We start from the raw sequence: 22,797 nt of genomic DNA, 5'->3' as shown, positions 1-22,797 counted from the left end.
TTAAAGTTGTTTTACCATGGTCAACGTGGCCGATTGTACCAACGTTAACGTGGGGTTTTGTACGTTCAAATTTTTCTTTAGACATTTATAGTCCCTCAATGTAATACAAATCGGTGGTGAATCACCACATTAACCAAGTATCATATTTAGTTTTAACATAATACTAATTTAAAATTAGCTTTGCATAATAACAGATAAAGCCATCTAGTGACAAGCTTTAAAGCTATTAAATATAATTTTTTAGAAGTTTAGGAAAGTGACAAGAATGGTGCTGATAGGCAGATTTGAACTGCCGACCTCACCCTTACCAAGGGTGCGCTCTACCAACTGAGCTATATCAGCAATTGGAGCGGGCAGCGGGAATCGAACCCGCATCATCAGCTTGGAAGGCTGAGGTAATAGCCATTATACGATGCCCGCATGTTCAAACTCGGCTACCTAAATGCTTCAATTAGCAATTGCTAATGTTAGATAATGGTGGTGGGGGAAGGATTCGAACCTTCGAAGTGTGACACGGCAGATTTACAGTCTGCTCCCTTTGGCCGCTCGGGAACCCCACCCCGAATCATTATAAACTGTTTACTTAGGAAAATGGTGCCGGCTGCCGGAATCGAACTGGCGACCTACTGATTACAAGTCAGTTGCTCTACCTACTGAGCTAAGCCGGCCTAAGTGCTGCGCATTATGGACTAGAACATTTAACCTTGCAAGCAAAAAAAACATTTTTTTTATTGTTTGCTTAAAAAAAAATCAAAAATATAAAAAAAACCTGAAATATAGACTATTTCAGGTTTTTATTTAATCAAAAATAATGTGTTAAATTATTTCTTTTTTGTCGCTTTTTTAGTCGTTGCTTTTTTCTTAGTTGAAGCAACACCTTTAGCTGCTGTATGTACTGCTACATCTTCGCTGATATCACCTTTATCTTGATATGCACGACCGTAATAAGTATCAAGTAGAATTTGTTTCAATTCTGCAATTAAAGGATAACGAGGGTTAGCACCTGTACATTGATCATCAAATGCATCAACTGCAAGTTGGTCAACTTGAGCTAAGAAAGCTTTTTCATCAATACCAAACTCTTTAATAGAGAATGGAATTTCAAGATCTTTTCTTAATTGATCTAACCAACCAATTAATTTCTCAACTTTCTTCTCGTCTTTGTCTGATGCAGCAGTTAAGCCTAAGTGGTCAGCAATTTCAGCATAACGTCTAACGGCTTGAGGATAACCATATTGGCTAAACGTACCTTGTTTAGTTGGTTTATCTGTTGCATTGAAGCGAACAACATTACTAATCAGCATTGCATTTGCCACACCATGAGGGATATGGAATGCAGCACCAATTTTATGCGCTATTGAGTGACAAACACCTAAAAATGCTTGAGCAAATGCAACACCAGCTAACGTTGCAGCACTATGCACTTTTTCACGAGCAACTGGGTTTTTAGCCCCTTCTTTATAGCTTGTAGGTAGATATGCTTTCAATATGCTCAATGCTTGTAATGCTTGTCCATCAGAGAACTCGCTTGCCATAATTGACACATAAGCTTCTAAGGCATGAGTTACCGCATCATAACCACCTGCAGCACAAAGTGATTTAGGCATATTCATTACTAAGTTAGCATCAACAATTGCCATATTTGGTGTAATTGCATAATCAGCTAATGGATATTTTTGGCCAGTTGCATCATCTGTTACTACCGCAAACGGTGTAACTTCAGAACCAGTACCAGAAGTAGTTGTCACACAAATTAATTTGGCTTTTTTACCCATATTAGGGAAATGACAAGTACGTTTACGGATATCCATAAAGCGCAATGCTAATTCATCAAATTTTGTTTCTGGATGTTCATAAAGTACCCACATAATTTTTGCGGCATCCATTGGAGAACCACCACCTAAAGCAATAACAGTATCCGGTTGGAATGCTATCATTGAGTCAGTACCTTTACGAACAACACTTAATGTTGGGTCTGCTTCAACATCAAAGAAAGTTTCACAAATTACGCCACGTTCTTCAAGTTGATCGGTAATTTGTTTAGAGTAACCATTGTTAAATAAGAATTTATCGGTTACTAAAAATACGCGTTTGGCACCTTGTTCAATTACTTCATTTAAAGCAACTGGAAGTGAGCCACGTTTAAAATAGATAGAACTTGGTAATTTGTGCCATAACATGTTTTCTGCTCTCTTAGCGATTGTTTTCTTGTTGATTAAGTGTTTCGGACCGACATTTTCTGAGACCGAGTTACCCCCCCAAGAACCACATCCTAGTGTTAAAGATGGCGCTAAATCAAAGTTATATAAATCACCAATACCACCATGAGCAGCTGGTTGATTAATTAAAATACGACATGTTTTCATTTTACTACCAAAGTAAGCAATACGATCACGATTGCTATCTTGGTCAGTATAAAGCACAGAGGTATGACCCATACCGCCCATTTCAACTAATTTTTCAGCTTTATCTACTGCTTCATTAAAGTCTTTAGCTTTAAACATAGCTAAAGTTGGAGAAAGTTTTTCATGAGCAAATGGTTCCGATAAGTCAACTTTACTCACTTCACCAACAAGCACTTTTGCACCTGCAGGCGCTTTAAATCCAGCTAATTCAGCAATTTTAGTTGCTGGTTGACCAACGATATTAGCATTTAAGGCTCCTTTATCATTTAAGATAATACCTTGTACTGCTTTGGTTTCCTTAGCATTTAAAATATAAGCGCCATATTGTTTTAATAAATTACGAACTTCGTCATAAACAGAATCAACAACCACAATAGCTTGTTCTGAGGCACAAATCATACCGTTATCAAATGTTTTAGACATCAACACTGATGCAACGGCACGTTTTAAGTCAGCTGTTTCATCAATTATTACAGGAGTATTACCTGCTCCAACACCTAATGCTGGTTTACCAGAACTATAAGCTGCTTTAACCATACCTGGACCACCAGTAGCTAAGATGGCAGACACATTATCATGATGCATCAATGCATTAGATAATTCGATAGATGGTTCATCAATCCAACCAATAATATCTTTTGGAGCACCAGCTTTAATTGCAGCATTTAGCACAATTCGAGCAGCTTCAATGGTAGATTTTTTAGCGCGAGGATGAGGTGAAAATACGATAGCATTACGAGTTTTTAAACTAATTAGTGATTTAAAAATCGCTGTTGATGTTGGGTTTGTAGTTGGAACGATACCACAAATAATCCCTAATGGTTCAGCTACAGTGATAGTGCCATATGGCTCATTTTCAGCAACAACACCACAAGTCTTATCATTGCGATATTTATTAAGAATATACTCAGCAGCAAATAGGTTTTTGATAACTTTATCTTCAACAATTCCCATTCCTGATTCAGCAACAGCTTGCTGTGCAAGAGGGATTCGAGCTGCGGCTGCAGCTGTTGCTGCTGCTACGAAGATTTTATCAACTTGCTCTTGAGTATAAGTAGAATAAGTTTCTTGAGCTTTTTTCACTCGAGTCATTAACTCATTTAACTCATTCATATTGGTTACTGCCATAGATTTCTCCTTGAAAATTAAAAAATAAACTTGGATCGTTTGGCGTCTTCCTTGAACATATTTATAATAGCAAAACGAAATTGTGGAATATCGTAAATCAGTTTTTTACTTAATACAATAAGATATTTAACAAAAAATGAATGTTCTTTAAAAGAACAAAATTTATTATTACTTTAAGCGAATTAAATTTGAAGATTTTAAGAAAATATAATTAATTAGCTAAAGGAAGCAAAATTGTTTCTTTAGCTAAATTAAATTTAAAATCAAACATTAATTAACTTATCTAATACATAACTCACAGCCACAAAACCAAAAGTCGCTGTCACGGTAGTAATAGCGCCAAATCCGGACTGACAATCCATTTTTTTGCTACCTTCAGCTTGGCTTTTAGTGGAACAAACCTGACCATTTTGAGCTGGATAAGTTAACTGCTCAGTCGAAAAGACGCACGCAATGACATACTTACCTTTGCTATCTTTATTGAGTTTATAATCATTTTTTAAGCGCTCACGCAATTTAGCCGCTAGCGGGTCTTGAACGGTTTTGGCTAAATCAGCAATTTTAATTTTGGTCGGATCTTTTTGCCCGCCTGCGCCACCAATGGTGATAACTTTTAATTTATTTCGCTTGCAGTGTGCTAAAAGCGCAGCTTTATCACGCACGCTATCAATGGCATCAATAATAAAGTTGAAGCGAGGTTTTTGTTTCGACCCTAAATAATTTGCAACATTATCCGGACTAATAAAATCATCGATGACATTGACGATGCATTGTGGATTGATCTGTAAAATTCGTTCAGCCATAACAGCAGTTTTAGCTTTACCAATATTGGTATTTAACGCATGAATTTGCCGATTAGTATTGGTGATACACACATCATCCATATCAATTAAGGTAATTTGCCCAATACCACTACGGGCAAGGGATTCGGCCACCCATGACCCAACACCACCAATACCAATGACACAAATATGAGCTTGTGAAAATTGCGTTAATGCCGCTTCACCATAAAGTCTTGCAATACCGCTAAAACGTTGAAAGTAGGATTCTGATTTCATAATTGATTATCGAAGGTGCTTATCGTCAAACACCCAACACTCCAAAAACTTGTTTACCAATAATAAAGACAATTTGCTTTGCTAACTAATTTATATATAAATAATGTCGATATATTCGTTTTCAAGGACTCAAGTTGCAATATATGCTTTGCAATGCACTTTAAATGTACATCCCGATGATGCGCAACCAGTGGGATATTATTTGTCATTAATTGTATTCGTTTCAATTATTTGTTTTTCCTAAAATATAGCTGGTTAATTATGCTTAATAAAGAGGAAAAGCAAATGCGCAAACCTAAAAAATTACTCAACGATCCTAACAATGTCAGGCAAGAAGTGATGCAAGGCTTAGTATATGGATATAATGGCAAACTCACTGCAATTCCAAACTACTTTGCCGTTTATGGTAATCACATCACAGATGATCAAGTTGTGGTTATTTCCGGTGGCGGTAGCGGTCACGAGCCAACTTTTGCCGGCTTTATCGGTGAAGGCAGCATTGACGGCTGTGCACTTGGCGAAGTGTTTACCTCGCCCTCGCCTGATCAAATAATTGAATTGACCAAAGCCACACATCAAGGTCATGGCGCACTATTTTTATATGGTAACTATTCCGGGGACGGGATGAATTTTGATATTGCTGCCGAAATTTTAGCCGAAGAAAATATTACCACCAAAACCATTCGCGCAACCGATGATATTGCTTCTGCTCCGCTTTCTAAAATCTCAGATCGTCGGGGCGTTGCCGGTATTATGTTTCTTTATAAAATAGCCGGCGCAGCAGCGCAATTGGAAAAATATGATCTTGACCAGCTTTATCAAGTCGTAGCAAAAGCCAATAACAACGTACGCACTATCGGTGTAGCGCTCAATGGTTGCGCATTGCCTCAGTCGAATAACTTTAACTTTGAACTGGCAGATAACGAAATTGAAATTGGTATCGGTATTCATGGTGAAGCCGGTTTACGCCGTCAAACAATGACCTCCACCGACGATGTGGTTAAAGAGATGATAGATAGATTGTGTGACGATCTACCTTTTGTGCGTACCGATCGGGTGTGCGTACTGATTAATAACTTAGGTGCAATGAGTAATACCGAACTTTTAATCATTGCCAGAAAAGTCGGTATTGAACTCGATTCACGAGGCATAATCAGCCATGATATTGCCATTGGCCATTTTTGTACCTCATTGGAAATGTCCGGCTTTTCGATCACCTTAATGAAATTAGATCAGCAGTTACAACACCTTTATGACCTACCTTGCCAAACCTTAGGATGGAGAAAATAGAATGAACTTGTCACAACTACGTAAAATGATGTTATTTGTCGCCGAAAAAATGGTGGAAAGTGAGCCAACATTAACCGCTTTAGATCAAATTGTTGGCGACGGCGATCATGGTATTGGTATGAAGCGAGGATTTGCGACATTGATAGTACTGTTACAAGACAATCAGTTTAAGCCAAATGATATTGGTGATTTTTTCAATCAAGTTGGTACAAAATTAATGACCAGTATGGGCGGGGCTTCCGGTGCAATATTTGGCACTTTATTTAGAGCTGGCGGTAAAAGTATTATTGGTGAGGCAGAATTTAATACCAGCACATTAGCAACACTACTTAATCAAGGTTGGCAAGCCGTCTATCAACGAGGCAATGCTAAACCGGGTGATAAGACCATGGTTGATGCTTTAGCAGCTGCGGCAACCAGCGCAAATGAATTATGCCAATTACCCTTGAAAGAGGCGTTACCTAAAATTGCCCAATCAGCAATGGAAGGCGCAGAGCAAACCAAACAGATGATAGCGGTATTTGGTCGAGCTAAAAACTTAGGTGAACGTGCCATTGGTCATATGGATCCGGGCGCTGTTTCAATGGCTTATATTTTAAAATATATGAATGAATATATTCAGATGTCTTAAAAAAATAAATCCGCTAACAGTGTTGGCGGATTTATTAACTTATTTGTTTCTGTCATTTAGGCGTGACTTTTCCTCTCTTTCATTATCCACCTACCCTATTGTTTAAATTTTATTTGGGAAGGATATGCCCAACTTTGTAACTCTTGCGGCGGGAATCCACCCGGATCTTTACCACCATTAATCAACAATGCGTGATAATAAATCTCTGCCATTTCTTCAATGTAGGCCGCTTTTAATACCGCTTCATAGGGATCTTTATCCACCGCAATGGCGCCATGTTTTTCCATTAAAATGGCATCGGCTCGCTTAATTGGCTCAATGACACTAGTTGACAGTTCCGGCGTACCAGGGCGACCATATGGCGCAACCGGAATCACGCCGTCTTTTAAATTCAAAATAGCACACTCATAAACAACTGCCGGAATGGGCTTTGCTAATACCGCAAATGCCGTTGCAAAAATTGAGTGGGTGTGTGAAACGGCAAACACATCCGGACGAGCCTTATAAATTTCCAAATGCATCAAACATTCACTAGTCGGTCTTAATCCGGATTGCGCTTCAATCACATTAGCATCTAGATCCATAACCACAATATCACGTGCGGTTAATAGTTGTTTATCAATGGTTGTTGGGGTAACTAGCACATAGCCGGTCTGTTTGTCCCGAACACTTGAATTACCTGCTTTATGTTTACAAAGTCCCCATTCACTGGATTTCTTAGCCATATCGACAACATATTGTTTTTGAATCTCTAACATTTTAACACTCCTTTTTAGGCAAAATATTCATTGATAGCGGGCAAATAATTCCCAAATTTCTTGATTATTTTTGGCTTGGCGTAAATGGGTTGAACCGTCATGAAGTTCTAATAACTCATTTAATTGCGCCAATGCTTTAAGATGTTTTTGTGGATTGTTGGTCGCTAGCACTACAATTAAATCGGCTTGCATATAGCCACCAATATCGATTTTGTCGGGTAACCTAAGTAGCGACATGGCAACTTGATTGACACCATCATCAATACCGGCATGCGCAATAATTAACCCTTCAACCAGCATAATGTAGGGCTGTTCAAATTGGATTTTATTGATCATTCGTTCCAGATAATAACGTTCAATAAATTGTCCGTTTAATAGTGGTTTAGCCGCTAATTCCAGTGCCTGTTGCCATGAAATATCGGCTGTTTGGGCAAGGTAGATATGCTCTTTTTGCATTAAATCCGCCAACGAAGGGATCTCTTGTTGGTTGATTCGTAGCGGATTGTCATTGAGTTCATCATTATACAGGTAGGCGGTAAGCTCTTTTTGTAGCGCCTTTCTGTCTTTTATATGGGTGAACTTTTCAACAATTAACATCAGTTCTTCAACTTGGATAATGCTTGGGTCAATCCCTTGTAATGTGCCAATAACTTGGTTACGCAATGCGTTTTTATGCAAATTATTTAACGAAGGGTTAACGATAAAGAGCAGTTTATCGGTGGATAAATGTGAGGTTGAAAAAACAATGTCATAATAGTGTTTATACTTTTCAAACTCTCGTTTAGACATGGCATCAGAAAAGTGAAGTTCCGGAAGCAATACCTGTAAAGTCAAATATAAGTAAGTAGAGACTGTGGCGCTATTTTCACAAACAACTATGGCAATTTTCTTTGTTTTAATTTGGTTAATTAGCCCTTCTCGTGTTAACCAGCCGCCTAATAAAACGGTAATAAACGCCACTTCCTCATCCGGCATATTACAATGCAGTATCTTTTCAAACGGCGCTATGGCTTTACGTACCATTTCATGTAAATGACCGAACTCTTGCAAAACAATATCGTAAACACTGTTGATGTTGGTGATATGGTAACGGATGCGATAATAGGCCGGTTTCCAGTGTTGATAAATACGTTCAATTAATTCACTTTTGTCCTGAAAGGTAATACAGCTGATCTGTTCAAAATTATCGATAACTTCAACTGCACTCTCTAATAACACGGCATCGAGATGAAAATATTTGTCTGATAATGTTTGGATATTGGAACTTTGTACCAATACCGTTAAAAAAATCTGCTCATTCAGATCGGTAATGCCAAAGCGTTCAATTAATTTTTTCATTAATTGAAAATCACGACTGTTTGCTACATCGGTATAGTTTTCCGGCAATAACTCTATTTTTTTGTTGGTTTCAATTCGGTGTAGCATAAAACCAATAAAATAGGTTAATTCTTGCAGTTGTTCATCGGTAAAAACAATTTTTAATTTTCGTTCAATTTCACTAAACACTTGTCCGACTTGCTCTAATCGGCCTTGAGTAATAATCTTATTGTGCCGAAAAATTTTATCGGCTATTGGCATATTAATGATGCGATGAATTAGCTTTAATAATAAATAGCGCTTATTAATTTCTGTACCAACAATGCGATAACCATTTTCACGATCATAAGTTACCTGCATATGATATTGATCGAGCAGGGTTTGCACTTTTTTAATGTCATTAATCACCGTATTTTGGCTAACGGTCAGCGCTGAGGAGAGATGAATTAATGACAAGCGCTCAGTTCTGGTTAATAAAAAAAATAGCAGTAGATGCACTCTTTCATCTTCTGAATAGATATATCGACCAATAGAAAGCGAGACGGGTTCGTCTCTAAAGGTTTCAATCACGACTTTAGGAATGCTAAATTTTCCGGTTTTAAATCGTTTAATTAATTCAAGATTTGATGACTCAAGAAAATCATTAATCTTTTTTAAGGTATAACTAAGCTGTTTACGGGTTAACCCAAATTTATTTTGCAGCTCTACGCCACTGACACTTGGATTTTGAATTAATGCATTTAAAACAGCATGAATTCTTTTATCAACAACCATATAATTATTAGCCTCTTGCTCGTTATCTGATGATAACGAGCATTACCATCAGTTTGTACTAATTACCTGTTTACAAATAGTCCAGTTTTACTCATCTATTTTCAGATCAACACTATCTTGTTGTGCCTCTTTTTTCAGCTCACGTGCATAAAAGAAATAGCCAGTGCACCAATAAATAGCCAATATCAATGGAACAAAATAGCCTTGTAAACATTGCCAAATAAATGAAAATGCATAAGTAAAGACAGGTGCATCAATAGAGCTGTTAGAAATAAGTTGGTTGTTTGGAATATCAATCGCCTTAGTGGCTAAGCCTAAATCGGTAATAATTGGCGCAAATTGCGTTCCGACAAACAGAAAAAATGGCACACCGATGATAGCTAAAATCACCATTCTTAATGTATTGCCTTTGGTTAAAATATAAGCTGGCACAACCAGTGCGATATTAATAATGCCGGCAAATGGTAAGATTTTATTGCCGGGTAAAATTACTGCCCAAATTAAGGTGATAGGAATGGCGACAATTAAAGTAAACCAGATTTCACTTGCTCCCCCCATAAACGGCCAATCAAGACCCACAAACAGTTTACGACCAGCAAAGCGTTTATTCATATAATCGCTGATCGCCTCAGAAATCGGGGATAGCGCCTGCATAAATAATTTTGAGATCATCGGGAACAGCATTAAAGCGGTCGCCGCTTGCACTCCTAGCATTAAAATGGCCGCCACATCATAACCAGCAATAATCCCAAAAATGACACCTAATAAAAATCCGATTACGTGATTTTCAGCAAATACCCCTAGTTTAGAACGCAAGGTTGCTGCATCCATTGGCTTATTCAAAGCGGGGATTTTGCGTAATAGAAGATCAAAAGGATAATAAATGGCACTGAAAAATAGCATTCGGTGCGTACAAGTTACGCCCGGAATACCGGTTAACTTTTCGATTCGATGCTGATTAATATCACCGGAATTGAGCTCTAAAATAATTTGCAACGTTGCAACAACAAAAGCCAATATCAGCGCAATTATTCCGCCCACAAGTGGCGTTGCTACGGCAACAACAATAAAGGCAGTAAAAATTTTACCCCATACATTCCATAAATCAGCATTAAACGTATCGGTCTTTTTCAATACCAACATTAAGATATTGACGCCAACTTGCAGGGGAAACATTAAAAAAGCATATGGCCAAGCCCACGAAACATTTGCCATTGTTGTCCAACCACCGTCAACAATACTGAGTTCAATACCGGTTCGCTCCATCATGGTTTGTGCAGCAGCGCCTATTGCGCCAACCATAAAACCAATCAGCATACTCATTCCAACAAACGCAACACCTAAAGTAATAGCGGCCGATGCCCCGTCTCGAAATTTCATACGTACAATTAAGCCCGCAATGAGCATTATGATAGGCACAAATACCGGTGCACCTAAATTCAAAATATAATTTATAACTGTTCCAAGAAAGTCCATAATTACACTCCTATTTGCAGGCATCGATAATTTTTTGCAGTTCTGCATCCATATTTATTCCGGTTAAAAAAGCAATGCCATTAATAACCGGGATAGGATATGTTTTCTCAATTTTGGTAATGGCAATATATGCCGCACTGTTTTTAATGTGAGAATCTACCGACTTAAGATCGACAACTTCCACTTTAATATCATTAAGATTTCTCTCTTTTAATAAGCGTGTCACTTTACTTGCAACCGTTTGTGATGTGGCCACTCCACTCCCACATGCAACAATAACCTTTTTCATAATGCCTCCTTATAAATGGATATTTGACGTCAATAAGTTAAAAACTTCATGTTCTGTTTTTGCCTGATATAGCGCCTCTAAAAAACATGAATTTACCAAGCAGGACATCAATTTTTGTAATAAATCAATATGTCCATCTTTTTGGTTAAATCCCAATAGAAAGATAAAATTAGCATCTAAAACATGATCATTATTTGCCATTTCACACCAAGGGATTGTTCCTTTCACTCGAGTAAAGAAAATGAATGGTCTAATAACATGTTCGATATCGGTATGTGGCATTGCCACCACATAAGGTTTGGTCGGTAAAGCGGTCGGAAATAAAGACTCTCGGTGTTTAATCGCTTCTAAGAATGTTGGATTAACATAACCACCACGTTGTAGAATTGAAAAAGTAAAATCAAAAAATTGATTTGAATTTTGGAAGTCTCTATCTAACACAATCAGATCGTTACAAAACAGCTGGTTATTAGATTCATTTTCCATTTCATCCTCCATCATTATGTCGTTAGTCATTTTTAAATCGGGCTGATTTTGATGACTAACTCATACAGTAATTATTTGATGTCATTGATTTTAGGAAATTAAAACAGCGCAGACTATTGGATTTGATACCAAAAAATATCCATAAAATTGCACATCATAGGGATAAAAGTTATCGCTAAAAAATGCGGGAAATATCTGAGAATAGTTATACCAAGTTAGATAGTTAGGCAATTGTGATTCTGCTATTAGCAATTTAATAGACAGAATCACAATAAGTATTGAAGGTTATTTAATTTTTGAAAGAGTGAATTGGTGCCGGAATTCGTCCGCCACGATGAATGAAATCAAATGAACTGAATTTACTCACCGGCATCACAGGAGCATGACCGAGTAATCCACCAAACTCAATATTATCACCCACCTTTAATCCCACAGCCGGAATAATCCGCACGGCTGTGGTTTTGTGGTTAATTACACCGATTGCCGCTTCGTCAGCAATAATAGCCGAAATCGTTTCAGCGGAGGTATCACCCGGTATGGCTATCATATCAAGACCAACTGAACACACACAGGTCATGGCTTCGAGTTTTTCCAAATTAAGTGCCCCGCAATTAACCGCATCAATCATGCCAGCATCTTCAGAAACAGGTATAAAGGCGCCACTTAAACCACCGACATGACCACACGCCATTACGCCACCTTTTTTAACGGCATCATTTAACATCGCTAAAGCTGCCGTTGTGCCATGTGTGCCGACCACTTCCAGTCCCATTTCTTCTAAAATATGCGCAACCGAATCACCAATTGCCGGCGTCGGTGCGAGCGATAAATCTACGATACCAAATTTCACACCTAAGCGCTCTGATGCTTCTTTTCCAACTAATTGCCCCATACGGGTAATTTTAAATGCAGTTTTTTTAATCGTTTCGGCAACCACATCAAAAGGTTGACCTTTTACTTTCTCAAGCGCACGTTTAACAACGCCAGGTCCACTCACGCCGACATTAATCACACAATCGGCTTCACCAACACCATGAAATGCGCCGGCCATAAAAGGGTTGTCTTCAACTGCATTGGCAAATACAACTAATTTTGCACATGCCATGCTACTATTATCAGCGGTTAACTCTGCCGCTTGTTTGATAATTTGCCCCATTTGCTTAACCGCATCCATATTGATACCGGTTTGAGTTGAGCCAACATTGACCGATGCACACACTCGCTCAGTTTCAGCCAGCGCTTGCGGTATGGATTTAATTAAAATCTCATCACCTTTGTGATAGCCCTTTTGTACTAAGGCAGAAAACCCACCAATAAAATTAACACCAACGGCTTTAGCTGCTCTATCAAGGGTTTTAGCAAAGGCAACATAATCTTTATCATCACTGGCGCCGGCAATTAAAGATATCGGCGTGACGGAAATACGTTTATTGATAATAGGGATGCCAAATTCGGAAGTGATTTGATCCCCAACTTTGACAAGATCTTTAGCCAATGTGGTTATTTTGTCATAAATTTTTTGACGCGCTTTCTCACCATTACTATCGATACAATCAAGGAGAGAAATACCCATGGTTATTGTGCGGATATCAAGTTTTTCTTCCTCAATCATTTTAATTGTTTCGAGGATCTGTTTTGTTTCCATTAGTCCTATCCTTAAGTAAGAAATGTAGAATTAGAATTGAAATTACAAACGATGCATAGCATCGAAAATCTCTTCTCGCTGAATATTTACTTTTACCTTGAGTCTGTCGCCTGTTTGCGTTAACGAAGTTTTAACTTCATCAAACGAGACTTTTATTTTGGATAAATCAAGTAACATAATCATGGTAAAATATTCATCCATAATCGTTTGGCTCACATCTAAGATATTAATATCTAATTCAAACAGCTTTTGACTAATTCCCGCAATTATTCCAGTTTGGTCTTTTCCAATGACAGTTAAGATCGTTTTCATCACATACTCCGCACAAAATTCACACAATTAAAAGATATTTATTGAGTTGATTATAATAACATCTTCAAAAATTATCGAAATAGGAGTAGATTGTTTTTTTCAACAAAAATAAAAATATCATTAGAATAAATTGAAAGGGCGAAGTTATGATAAATTTCCAAAAATCCAATAAATTGGATCATGTCTGTTACGACATTCGTGGACCTATCTTAGATCATGCAAAACGACTTGAAGAAGAAGGTCAAACTATCCTTAAACTCAATATTGGAAATCCCGCCCCTTTTGGTTTTGCCGCCCCAGATGAATTATTGGTTGATGTCATTCGTAATTTACCTTCTGCGCAAGGATATTGCGATTCAAAAGGGCTTTACTCAGCTCGTAAAGCCATTATGCAACACTATCAAGCCAGAGGAATTACCAATTTAGATATTGAAGATATCTATATCGGCAATGGTGTGTCTGAACTGATTGTACAATCGATGCAAGCGCTACTCAATAGTGGGGATGAAGTTTTAGTGCCTATGCCTGATTACCCATTATGGACAGCGGCAATTAGTTTATCCGGTGGCAATGCCGTTCACTATTTATGTGACGAAGAGGCCAACTGGTCACCGGATTTAGAGGATATAAAACGAAAAATCACCCCCAAAACCAAAGGGATTGTGATCATTAATCCTAATAATCCAACCGGTGCAGTTTATAGCAAAGAAGTGTTACTTGAGATTGCCGAAATTGCTCGCCAACATAATTTGCTTATTTTTGCAGACGAGATTTACGATAAGATTTTATACGATGATGCCGTGCATCATTCGATTGCCGCCCTTGCTCCTGACTTATTTGTTGTTACCATGAGCGGCTTATCAAAAACCTATCGAGTAGCAGGCTTCAGACAAGGTTGGATGGCGCTTTGTGGACCTAAACAGCATGTAAAAGGCTATATTGAAGGATTAAATATGCTCGCCTCGATGCGTTTATGCGCCAATGTGCCATTACAACATGCTATTCAAGGTGCACTTGGCGGATATCAAAGCATAAATGAATTTATTGTGCCCGGTGGCCGTTTATATGATCAATGCATGTTAGCTTGGCGGTTGTTAAATGAGGTTCCGGGCGTTTCATGCACCAGACCACAAGGCGCGTTATACCTGTTTCCAAAGCTGGATCAACAAAAGTTTAATATTCACAATGACCAAAAATTAGTATTAGACTTTTTATTACAAGAAAAAGTATTGTTAGTACAAGGCAGTGGCTTTAATTGGCACAAACCCGATCATGTAAGAATTGTTGCACTGCCACATACCGGTGATCTTGAAGATGCCATTAACCGCTTTAGTAACTTTCTATCCAGTTATAAGCAATAATTAGATACAAATAAAAAAAGCGCCAGAATTGGCGCTTTTTATTTAATCAGTAATATGAATTAATTATCTTTTTAATTCAGCTAATTTATTACGGATATTTTGTGCACGTTTAGATGAAGATGGATGGCTACTTAAAATTGATGATTCACCGCCACCTAATTTATCAAATGCTGTTGCAAGACCAGCTGGATTAATTTTTCTCTTGATTAAATAATCAAATGAGAAGTTATCCGCTTCTTGTTCTTGAGCTTGTGAGAATTGAGCATTGATAACTTTTTCTGCTAATTTACCAATACTTGATTTAGATAATTTAGCAACTGTTGCATTACCTGATGCTGCTGCTGCATCACGAGCAATTTCTGTAGCATAAGCAACTTGGATTGCTTTTTTACTATGACCTAAAGCTACGTGACCTAATTCATGACCTAAAACACCTTCGATTTCGTTGTCATTCATCATATCCATTAGACCGCTGTAAACACGTACACAGCCGTTAGCCATTGCCCATGCGTTAACATCTTTAGTAATATATACTTTATAGTTAACTGGTGTACCGTTTATATTATTACCAAGAGCTTTGGCAATTTTATTTAAACGTTTAGCGTAAGCACTTTTAGCTGGAGCAATTTTTGATTGAGCATCCATTTGTGCACATGATTTTTGGCTTAATGCTTTCACATCATTATCACTGAGTGTTGCCGCTTTCAAACCTTTCATGCCAAGACTAGTTAAATCGTTAGCACTCATGTTTTTACAACCAGCTAACGACATAGCTGCAACTAAAGGTAGTGCAACAAGCAAAGTTTTTTGATGTTTTTTCATACTCTTTTCCTTATATTAACAAATTTTACTTTTTTCTAACTTAAAGCTAGATTTTTTGAATTTTAACGCAAATTTAATAATAATCAACAAATAATTACTTGCTTAGTCATTATTAGCACTTTAGACTAGTGCCTCATTTTTTGAGGAACACTAATATGCAACTGTCAGATTTTGATTTTACACTCCCAAAAGAACTGATTGCAAAATACCCATCAGAAACAAGAAGTTCATGCCGATTATTATCACTTAACAGCCGTACAGGTCATATTGAAGATAAAGTATTCACTGATATCACTGATTACATCAATCAGGGGGATTTACTTATTTTTAATAACACAAAAGTGATTCCGGCTCGAATATATGGAAAAAAAGCATCTGGTGGAAAAATTGAAATATTGATTGAACGTTTATTAGAAGATAATCGAGCTCTTGCACATATAAAAGCATCTAAATCACCTAAAGCAGGTGCTGAGCTGATTTTAGGTGAGGAAAATAATATTAGCGTTACCATGCTTGCTCGCCATGATACTTTATTCGAATTACAATTTCCTGATGATGTACTTAAAATTTTGAATGAAATTGGACACATCCCTTTACCACCTTACATAGATAGACCTGATGAAGATCAAGATCGTGAGGTATACCAAACTGTTTATAGTAAAGTGCCTGGTGCAGTTGCTGCGCCAACAGCAGGTCTTCATTTCGATGAGCCTTTATTAGAAAAGCTTAAAAACAAAGGTGTCGAAATGGAATTTGTAACGTTGCATGTCGGTGCAGGTACATTTCAACCAGTAAGAGTTGAAAATATTGAAACGCATATCATGCACGCTGAATATGCAGAAGTACCAGAATCAGTTGTCAAAGCAGTTTTAGAATGCAAAGCCCGAGGAAATAAGGTCATTGCTGTCGGTACAACATCAGTCAGAGCGTTGGAAAGTGCAGCAAAACAATCTGGCAAAATTGCACCTTTTTTTGAAGATACTCAGATATTTATTTATCCAGGTTTTGATTTTAAAGTAATCGATGCACTTATTACTAATTTTCATTTACCTGAATCCACTTTAATAATGTTAGTTTCTGCATTTGCTGGCTATGAAAATACCATGCGAGCTTATCAACATGCAGTAAACGAAAAATATCACTTTTTTAGTTATGGTGATGCCATGCTAATTACTAAATAAGTTATAGCCAATTAAATTTTACCTAAATTTAATTGGCAAAATATAAAAATACTAATAATGCTTTAACTTGTTAGTGATGTTATTAATACGATTTATATTAGTTGGATGGGATGTTGGTTGATTTTTAGCATGAATTGGCATTTTTGTTAACATATTAACCAATCCTTTGGGATCTATTTTTTCCTTAACTAATAAATCAAAAGCATAATTATCTGCTTCAACCTCATATTGATGGGAAATTTCTTCTTTTACCATAATCACTATTTCATTGGATTTATCAGTAATCTCAATATAAGGCGCTTGTCTAAGTAAACTTATTCCGTGTTTTAGTGCAATATGAGCCTGTTCATGAGCAATCACTGCTTGTAACTCATCATCTTCAAGTAATTTCATCAATCCACTATTTATTCGAATACAACCATTAGCTGTAGACCAAGCATTAGGTTCACTATCAAGATAAACTTTGTAACTTAATTCAATATTATTTGTTTTTCTAGGTAACTTATTGTTAAGATTAGATAATCTCTTACTAAGAAAATGATAATCAGGTGCAATAATTGCCTTCTTATCATTTTCAATGCAAGCTTGTTGGCTAATAGCTAATATATCAGAGTCAGATAATGTTTTAATTCGTTCAGATGAAATGATAGTTGGCTGTATTTGATTTTGACATCCAACTAACATTACTACAAATAATAAAATAATATATTTCAAAAGCTCAAAGATCCTTATAGATATTGTCTATTTAGGTTTAGCACGATAAACTACGCACCGCAAAAATAATACGATAACGTATTATATCAATAATTAGCGCCAAACTGTTTATTTGGTCGCAAGAGGTTAACACAAAAAATGAAATTTGAACTAGATAATACTGACGGCTTAGCTCGTCGTGGACGAATGAAGTTCGATCGTCGTGGTGTTGAATATACAGTTGAAACACCCGCATTTATGCCAGTTGGCACTTATGGTACCGTCAAAGGTATGACCCCTGAAGAAGTCGCTGCTACAGGTGCACAAATTTTATTGGGTAATACTTTCCATTTATGGTTAAGACCTGGACAAGAAATTATGCGTAAACACGGTGATTTGCATGATTTTATGCAGTGGCCAGGCCCGATTTTAACCGACTCTGGAGGGTTCCAAGTTTTTAGTCTTGGTGATATTCGAAAAATTAAAGAAGAAGGCGTCTATTTCCGTAACCCTATCAATGGTGATTCAATCTTTTTATCACCTGAAATTTCAATGGAAATCCAATATGATCTTGGTTCTGATATCGTCATGATTTTTGATGAATGTGCGCCGTTTCCTGCCGAGTGGGACTATGTCAAAAAATCAATGGAAATGTCTCTACGCTGGGCAAAACGTAGTCGCCAACGTTTTGACGAATTGGGCAATAAAAATGCCTTATTTGGTATAGTACAAGGCGGTATACATCAAGAATTACGTGATATCTCGATTAAAGGATTAACCGAAATTGGTTTTGACGGCTATGCCGTTGGCGGATTAGCGGTGGGTGAGCCGAAAGCCGATATGCATCGTATCTTAGAAGGAACTTGCCCACAATTACCAGCTGATAAACCACGTTATCTAATGGGTGTTGGTAAACCTGAGGATTTAGTTGAAGGTGTTCGTCGTGGTATTGATATGTTTGATTGCGTGATGCCAACTCGTAACGCACGTAACGGGCATCTGTTTGTTACTAATGGGGTCATTAAAATCCGTAATGCAAAATATAAAGATGACACGACCCCACTCGATCCTGAGTGTGATTGTTACACCTGTAAAAATTACACTAAATCTTATCTTCATCATTTAGACAAATGTGGAGAAATATTAGGGGCACGACTCAATACCATTCATAATTTACGTTATTATCAACGCTTAATGGCTGAAATTCGTGAAGCGGTTGCTAATCAACGTTACGAAGCATTTGTCGCCGAGTTTTACCAAAGAATTGGCAAAACCCCCGCTCCTTTCACAAAATAAAAATTATCATTATAATTTTTAGGCGTAACTATTGACACATCGAGGTTAGCGCAGTATTATGCGCATCCTAACGGCGAGTAGCGCAGCTTGGTAGCGCAACTGGTTTGGGACCAGTGGGTCGGAGGTTCGAATCCTCTCTCGCCGACCAATTTAAATAAAAAAGCCTGCTCATTGAGTAGGCTTTTTTATTATTCACTTCAGTCTAGAGGATGAGAACCGACGGAGGTTAGAGCCGAGCGCAGCGAGACAACGTTGCTTTAGCAACAACCAGAAGAGTTAGTATGAAATGCAAGGAATTCTCTCTCGCCAACCAATTTCATGAAAAGCCCGTTCTCGTTAATAGGCTTTTTTAAAACTAACTTATTTAAATTTAACTTCAAGTTAACTACAACAATCCTTCTTATTATCCTAAATTTTTAAAGCTATAAACTCGCTCTTGAACATATCATTGGTTCTAATGATGGCATGTCTGGGGTTAAATCATCTTCTTTATTTATTAAGTTATTCAGCAATAAACGAGCAATATATTCCCCTTTATTATTTGAAGGCAAAGAAACTGTTGTCAATGTTGGAAAACTCACCTTACTAAATTCGCTATCTCCAAACCCACAAACAGCTAACTGGTATGGAACACGAATATGCCTCCGCTGGCATTCATAAAGAACCCCACAAGCTAATTCATCTGTTGTACAGATTAATGCATCTATTTCTGGCCAATTCAATAGAATGTCTGATAGTAACTCACTTCCTGTCGTAAAGTTGGCTGGTTTGGCTGCATTAATGATTCTGTGTGTGGGTAAATGTTTACTTAACATAACTTTATGCCAGCCATGTAACCTTTGTTGGAATATATGATATTGGTGATTAGCACAAAGTAATCCTATATTTTTGTATCCTTTGTCAATTACATGTTCAGTTAACATTGACATTGCTAGACTATCATCTAATCCGATTTTAATGTTTGAGCATTCTTCATAATGTTTACCTACATTAAAAATAGGAATTGTTTTATTATTAGTAAGAAGTTTTAAGAAATCATCATCTTCAAAATAGAAAAGCAATATAGCTTCAAGATTATGACTATAAAGAATATTTAGCAGTTGAGATTCTCGCTTATAATAAAGATTAGATTCAAATATAAGGATTGTATAACCTTGTTTAGCTAAATATGTTTGTAACGAATTTAATGATATTTGTATAGAATGTTCGAAAATTTTTGTAGTTATAACAGCAATAACTTTATTGGCAGAAGCTGAAGCTAACAAACTGGCAGAAATATTTGGTTTATAACCTAATGTATCGACGGCTAATTGAATTTTTTGGCGAAGTTTATCTGATACCTTATCTGGAGTTCTTAAAGCACGCGAAACTGTCATGGCTCCAACACCTGCGTATTTAGCCACATCAAACAAGGTTGTTTGGCCTGTACCCTTACGTTTTTTTACATCCTGCATACTTAATCTCAAAAGAACAAATCTAATTCATACTATTTATATATTATATCATTTAGGTAATATGAAAAGTTTGTTAGATAAAATGCACTTATTAATATAATATCATTACGTTAAAACAATTAGCTTTTAGCAATATATCAAAAATGCTACCTAAATCACATAATCGAAAAAAAACGCACCAAAAATGATAGCGCTATCACATTTTTATCTTTTTTAAATTTTTATAGTTAGACAATATGTTAATTTTCAATAGAAACATATAGAGATCTATTTCGGAGGTAAAATGTTAAATCAATGGCTAAATTATCAAACCGTCAAAACTATTGATTCTGTACAAGATTGGAAAGAGGCAATAAAAATTTGTGCAGAACCTTTATTAAATAACCATTCAATTTCTTCTAACTATATTGATGCTATTTTTCAACTACATGAATCAATTGGCCCTTACTATGTATTAGCTCCAGGTATTGCAATGCCACATGCTCGTCCAGAACAAGGGGTAAATAAGCTAGGTTTATCTATGTTGCTTGTAAAAAAAGGCGTTAATTTCAATTCAGCAGAAAATGATCCAGTTTATTTAATCACTTTATTAGCCGCTAATGACAGTACTAGTCATATCGAGTTATTAACTCAATTAGCAACATTATTCGCCGAAACAAAAGATATTCAGACAATTTTCAATGCAAAAAGCAGCGATGAAATTTTGTCTGTAATTAATCGTTATTAATCAAATTAAACAAATAAAAGGATAAACAATATGAAAATTATGGCAGTTTGTGGCTCAGGCCTTGGTAGTAGTTTTATGGTTGAAATGAATATCAAAAAAGTACTCAAAAAATTAAACATTGATGCAGAAGTCACTCACGCTGATCTAGCTTCAGCAACACCTGATCAAGCTGATTTGTTCGTGATGACAAAAGATCTCGCTACCAGCTCAGGAATTCCAACTGAAAAATTAGTAGTATTAAATAATATTATTGATATCAACGATTTGGAAAAGAAACTCGTTGAACATTTTGCCAAAAACTAAGCAAACTTTGAGGTGTTACTATGATTCAGGAAATAGTAAAATTTATTGTTGATATCCTAAAAGTTCCAGCGGTACTTGTTGGTTTAATCGCAATGGTAGGATTATTGGCTCAACGTAAATCGTTTGCCGATACGGTTAAAGGAACCATTAAAACTATTTTAGGCTTTTTGGTATTAGGCGGTGGTGCAACAGTGCTTATCAGTGCCATTACCCCTTTAGGCTTAATGTTTGAACAAGCATTTAAACTACAAGGAATTGTTCCCAACAATGAAGCTATTGTTTCAATGGCATTAAATGAGTATGGCACAGCAACTGCTTTAATTATGGCGTTTGGCATGATTGCAAATATTATCGTTGCCCGATTTACTCGTTTAAAATACATCTTTCTAACTGGCCATCATACTTTTTATATGGCTTGTATGATTAGTATTATTTTAACTGTCTCAGGGTTTAAAGATTGGCAATTGGTCTTTACAGGTGCATTAGTTTTAGGGCTTATTATGGCGTTTTTTCCCGCTTTAGCTCAACCACAAATGCGCAAAATTACTGGTAATGACGATGTCGCATTTGGTCACTTTGGTACGCTAGGTTATGTCTTAGCTGGTTGGCTTGGAATGGCAGTTGGTAAAGGATCTCGTTCAACCGAAGAGATGAATTTGCCAAAAAACTTAAGCTTCTTACGTGACAGTTCAATTTCAATCTCGTTAACCATGATGATTATCTACCTTATTTTAGCTGTATTTGCCGGTTCAAATTATGTTGAAAGCAATCTTAGCAATGGTGATAATTATTTAGTTTATGCCATCATTGAAGCGATTACTTTTGCAGCGGGTGTCTTTATCATATTGCAAGGCGTACGTTTAATTCTTGCCGAGATTGTCCCTGCATTTACAGGATTTTCAGAAAAATTAGTCCCGAATGCCAAACCAGCTTTAGATTGTCCTGTCGTATTTCCTTATGCCCCTAATGCCGTATTAATTGGCTTTTTATTCAGCTTTTTAGGTGGATTAGTCGGATTATTTGTCCTAGGTCAACTTAACGCCGTACTGATTTTACCGGGCGTGGTTCCACATTTCTTCTGTGGTGCAACTGCTGGTGTATTTGGTAATGCAATGGGGGGACGTCGAGGCGCAATGCTTGGCGCATTTGCTAATGGTTTATTAGTGACATTCTTACCTGTGGTATTATTACCTGTGTTAGGATCACTTGGTTTTGCCAATACAACGTTTTCTGATGTCGATTTTTGTGGTGTAGGCATTTTACTTGGTAATATGGCAAAATGGTTTAATAAAGATGTTATCATGATGATTATTGTTGGTATCTTCGCTTTATTAGTTGTGTATAACTATGTAGCTAAACCGAAAAGCGATATCCATAATGATTAATAGATA

The 22,797-nt window shown here is 36.8% G+C and carries 21 protein-coding genes, 5 tRNA genes and 1 other RNA gene; 10 read left to right on the top strand and 17 right to left on the bottom strand.

What is annotated here, in order from left to right; genetic code table 11:
• The 7 genes from J3U09_RS10785 to tcdA form a co-directional block, all read right to left on the bottom strand.
• Positions 1 to 85: GTP-binding protein (locus J3U09_RS10785; RefSeq protein WP_010312103.1), on the bottom strand; the 85-nt coding region annotated here is incomplete at its 3' end.
• Between the two features lie 181 nt (positions 86 to 266).
• Positions 267 to 342: transfer RNA gene (locus J3U09_RS10780), tRNA-Thr, on the bottom strand.
• A 3-nt stretch (positions 343 to 345) separates the two neighbouring features.
• Positions 346 to 420 (bottom strand) — tRNA-Gly (locus J3U09_RS10775).
• 55 nt (positions 421 to 475) lie between these two features.
• Positions 476 to 560, bottom strand: a tRNA-Tyr gene (locus J3U09_RS10770).
• A gap of 32 nt (positions 561 to 592) precedes the next feature.
• A tRNA-Thr gene (locus J3U09_RS10765) sits at positions 593 to 668 on the bottom strand.
• 153 nt (positions 669 to 821) lie between these two features.
• Positions 822 to 3,533 (bottom strand): bifunctional acetaldehyde-CoA/alcohol dehydrogenase, encoded by a 2,712-nt coding sequence (adhE, locus tag J3U09_RS10760; protein ID WP_267358182.1) that lies wholly within the window; start codon positions 3,531 to 3,533, stop codon positions 822 to 824.
• A 263-nt stretch (positions 3,534 to 3,796) separates the two neighbouring features.
• Positions 3,797 to 4,591: a tRNA cyclic N6-threonylcarbamoyladenosine(37) synthase TcdA gene (gene tcdA / locus J3U09_RS10755; RefSeq protein WP_267358181.1), complete on the bottom strand. Its 795-nt coding sequence runs from the start codon at positions 4,589 to 4,591 to the stop codon at positions 3,797 to 3,799.
• Positions 4,592 to 4,876: 285 nt separating this feature from the next.
• On the opposite strand from tcdA, the gene J3U09_RS10750 reads away from it, so the two are divergent.
• Positions 4,877 to 5,881 carry a dihydroxyacetone kinase subunit DhaK gene (locus J3U09_RS10750; RefSeq protein ID WP_267358180.1) on the top strand — a complete coding sequence of 335 codons (1,005 nt, stop codon included), beginning with the start codon at positions 4,877 to 4,879 and terminating at the stop codon, positions 5,879 to 5,881.
• Position 5,882: 1 nt separating this feature from the next.
• Positions 5,883 to 6,512: a dihydroxyacetone kinase subunit DhaL gene (gene dhaL, locus J3U09_RS10745; protein ID WP_267330979.1), complete on the top strand. Its 630-nt coding sequence runs from the start codon at positions 5,883 to 5,885 to the stop codon at positions 6,510 to 6,512.
• A gap of 95 nt (positions 6,513 to 6,607) precedes the next feature.
• On the opposite strand, the gene J3U09_RS10740 is transcribed toward dhaL, so the two are convergent.
• The 7 genes from J3U09_RS10740 to J3U09_RS10710 form a co-directional block, all read right to left on the bottom strand.
• Positions 6,608 to 7,270, bottom strand: a complete 663-nt coding sequence (locus J3U09_RS10740) for a class II aldolase/adducin family protein (RefSeq protein ID WP_065562056.1) — start codon at positions 7,268 to 7,270, stop codon at positions 6,608 to 6,610.
• 27 nt (positions 7,271 to 7,297) lie between these two features.
• Positions 7,298 to 9,361 (bottom strand): BglG family transcription antiterminator, encoded by a 2,064-nt coding sequence (locus tag J3U09_RS10735; RefSeq protein WP_065562055.1) that lies wholly within the window; start codon positions 9,359 to 9,361, stop codon positions 7,298 to 7,300.
• An 87-nt stretch (positions 9,362 to 9,448) separates the two neighbouring features.
• Positions 9,449 to 10,837, bottom strand: coding sequence for a PTS galactitol transporter subunit IIC (locus J3U09_RS10730; RefSeq protein ID WP_220218835.1), 1,389 nt, complete (start codon positions 10,835 to 10,837; stop codon positions 9,449 to 9,451).
• 10 nt (positions 10,838 to 10,847) lie between these two features.
• The gene (locus tag J3U09_RS10725) at positions 10,848 to 11,126 is read right to left on the bottom strand and encodes a PTS sugar transporter subunit IIB (protein ID WP_220218834.1); all 279 of its coding nucleotides are present in this window, start codon (positions 11,124 to 11,126) and stop codon (positions 10,848 to 10,850) included.
• 9 nt (positions 11,127 to 11,135) lie between these two features.
• Positions 11,136 to 11,612 carry a PTS sugar transporter subunit IIA gene (locus tag J3U09_RS10720; protein ID WP_267328982.1) on the bottom strand — a complete coding sequence of 159 codons (477 nt, stop codon included), beginning with the start codon at positions 11,610 to 11,612 and terminating at the stop codon, positions 11,136 to 11,138.
• Between the two features lie 289 nt (positions 11,613 to 11,901).
• Positions 11,902 to 13,257 carry a PFL family protein gene (locus J3U09_RS10715; RefSeq protein ID WP_267358179.1) on the bottom strand — a complete coding sequence of 452 codons (1,356 nt, stop codon included), beginning with the start codon at positions 13,255 to 13,257 and terminating at the stop codon, positions 11,902 to 11,904.
• A 42-nt stretch (positions 13,258 to 13,299) separates the two neighbouring features.
• Positions 13,300 to 13,569, bottom strand: a complete 270-nt coding sequence (locus J3U09_RS10710) for an ACT domain-containing protein (protein WP_065562050.1) — start codon at positions 13,567 to 13,569, stop codon at positions 13,300 to 13,302.
• Between the two features lie 146 nt (positions 13,570 to 13,715).
• On the opposite strand from J3U09_RS10710, the gene J3U09_RS10705 reads away from it, so the two are divergent.
• Entirely contained in the window at positions 13,716 to 14,930 is a 1,215-nt protein-coding gene (locus tag J3U09_RS10705; RefSeq protein ID WP_267358178.1) for a pyridoxal phosphate-dependent aminotransferase, read from the top strand.
• Positions 14,931 to 14,993: 63 nt separating this feature from the next.
• Here J3U09_RS10705 and J3U09_RS10700 read toward each other — a convergent pair whose 3' ends face one another.
• The gene (locus J3U09_RS10700; RefSeq protein ID WP_267358177.1) at positions 14,994 to 15,752 is read right to left on the bottom strand and encodes a M48 family metalloprotease; all 759 of its coding nucleotides are present in this window, start codon (positions 15,750 to 15,752) and stop codon (positions 14,994 to 14,996) included.
• A gap of 155 nt (positions 15,753 to 15,907) precedes the next feature.
• On the opposite strand from J3U09_RS10700, the gene queA reads away from it, so the two are divergent.
• Positions 15,908 to 16,933: a tRNA preQ1(34) S-adenosylmethionine ribosyltransferase-isomerase QueA gene (queA, locus tag J3U09_RS10695; RefSeq protein WP_267330976.1), complete on the top strand. Its 1,026-nt coding sequence runs from the start codon at positions 15,908 to 15,910 to the stop codon at positions 16,931 to 16,933.
• Between the two features lie 51 nt (positions 16,934 to 16,984).
• Here queA and J3U09_RS10690 read toward each other — a convergent pair whose 3' ends face one another.
• Positions 16,985 to 17,647, bottom strand: coding sequence for a M48 family metalloprotease (locus J3U09_RS10690; RefSeq protein ID WP_267358175.1), 663 nt, complete (start codon positions 17,645 to 17,647; stop codon positions 16,985 to 16,987).
• A gap of 138 nt (positions 17,648 to 17,785) precedes the next feature.
• Here J3U09_RS10690 and tgt point away from each other — a divergent pair, with 138 nt between their 5' ends.
• The 3 genes from tgt (at position 17,786) to J3U09_RS10675 (ending at position 19,235) form a co-directional block, all read left to right on the top strand.
• The gene (gene tgt / locus J3U09_RS10685; RefSeq protein WP_267358173.1) at positions 17,786 to 18,922 is read left to right on the top strand and encodes a tRNA guanosine(34) transglycosylase Tgt; all 1,137 of its coding nucleotides are present in this window, start codon (positions 17,786 to 17,788) and stop codon (positions 18,920 to 18,922) included.
• Positions 18,923 to 18,993: 71 nt separating this feature from the next.
• Positions 18,994 to 19,070 (top strand) — tRNA-Pro (locus J3U09_RS10680).
• A gap of 40 nt (positions 19,071 to 19,110) precedes the next feature.
• Positions 19,111 to 19,235, top strand: a non-coding RNA gene (locus J3U09_RS10675) — RtT sRNA.
• Between the two features lie 109 nt (positions 19,236 to 19,344).
• Here J3U09_RS10675 and J3U09_RS10670 read toward each other — a convergent pair.
• Positions 19,345 to 20,376 (bottom strand): LacI family DNA-binding transcriptional regulator, encoded by a 1,032-nt coding sequence (locus J3U09_RS10670; protein ID WP_267358171.1) that lies wholly within the window; start codon positions 20,374 to 20,376, stop codon positions 19,345 to 19,347.
• 283 nt (positions 20,377 to 20,659) lie between these two features.
• Here J3U09_RS10670 and J3U09_RS10665 point away from each other — a divergent pair, with 283 nt between their 5' ends.
• Genes J3U09_RS10665 through J3U09_RS10655 form a run of 3 tightly spaced genes read left to right on the top strand, consistent with a single transcriptional unit; the run spans position 20,660 to position 22,791 of the window.
• Positions 20,660 to 21,103 carry a PTS sugar transporter subunit IIA gene (locus J3U09_RS10665; RefSeq protein WP_065735058.1) on the top strand — a complete coding sequence of 148 codons (444 nt, stop codon included), beginning with the start codon at positions 20,660 to 20,662 and terminating at the stop codon, positions 21,101 to 21,103.
• A gap of 30 nt (positions 21,104 to 21,133) precedes the next feature.
• A complete protein-coding gene (locus J3U09_RS10660) occupies positions 21,134 to 21,406 on the top strand; it encodes a PTS sugar transporter subunit IIB (protein ID WP_065562042.1) in 273 nt (90 codons plus the stop codon).
• A 20-nt stretch (positions 21,407 to 21,426) separates the two neighbouring features.
• Positions 21,427 to 22,791: a PTS ascorbate transporter subunit IIC gene (locus J3U09_RS10655; protein WP_065562041.1), complete on the top strand. Its 1,365-nt coding sequence runs from the start codon at positions 21,427 to 21,429 to the stop codon at positions 22,789 to 22,791.
• Positions 22,792 to 22,797: the final 6 nt, after the last annotated feature.

This window comes from Gilliamella sp. B2889 (assembly GCF_026536885.1).
GTDB lineage: Bacteria > Pseudomonadota > Gammaproteobacteria > Enterobacterales > Orbaceae > Gilliamella > Gilliamella apicola_E.
Note: the sequence above shows the minus strand (reverse complement) of the source record. Positions and strands in the feature narration are given on the sequence as shown.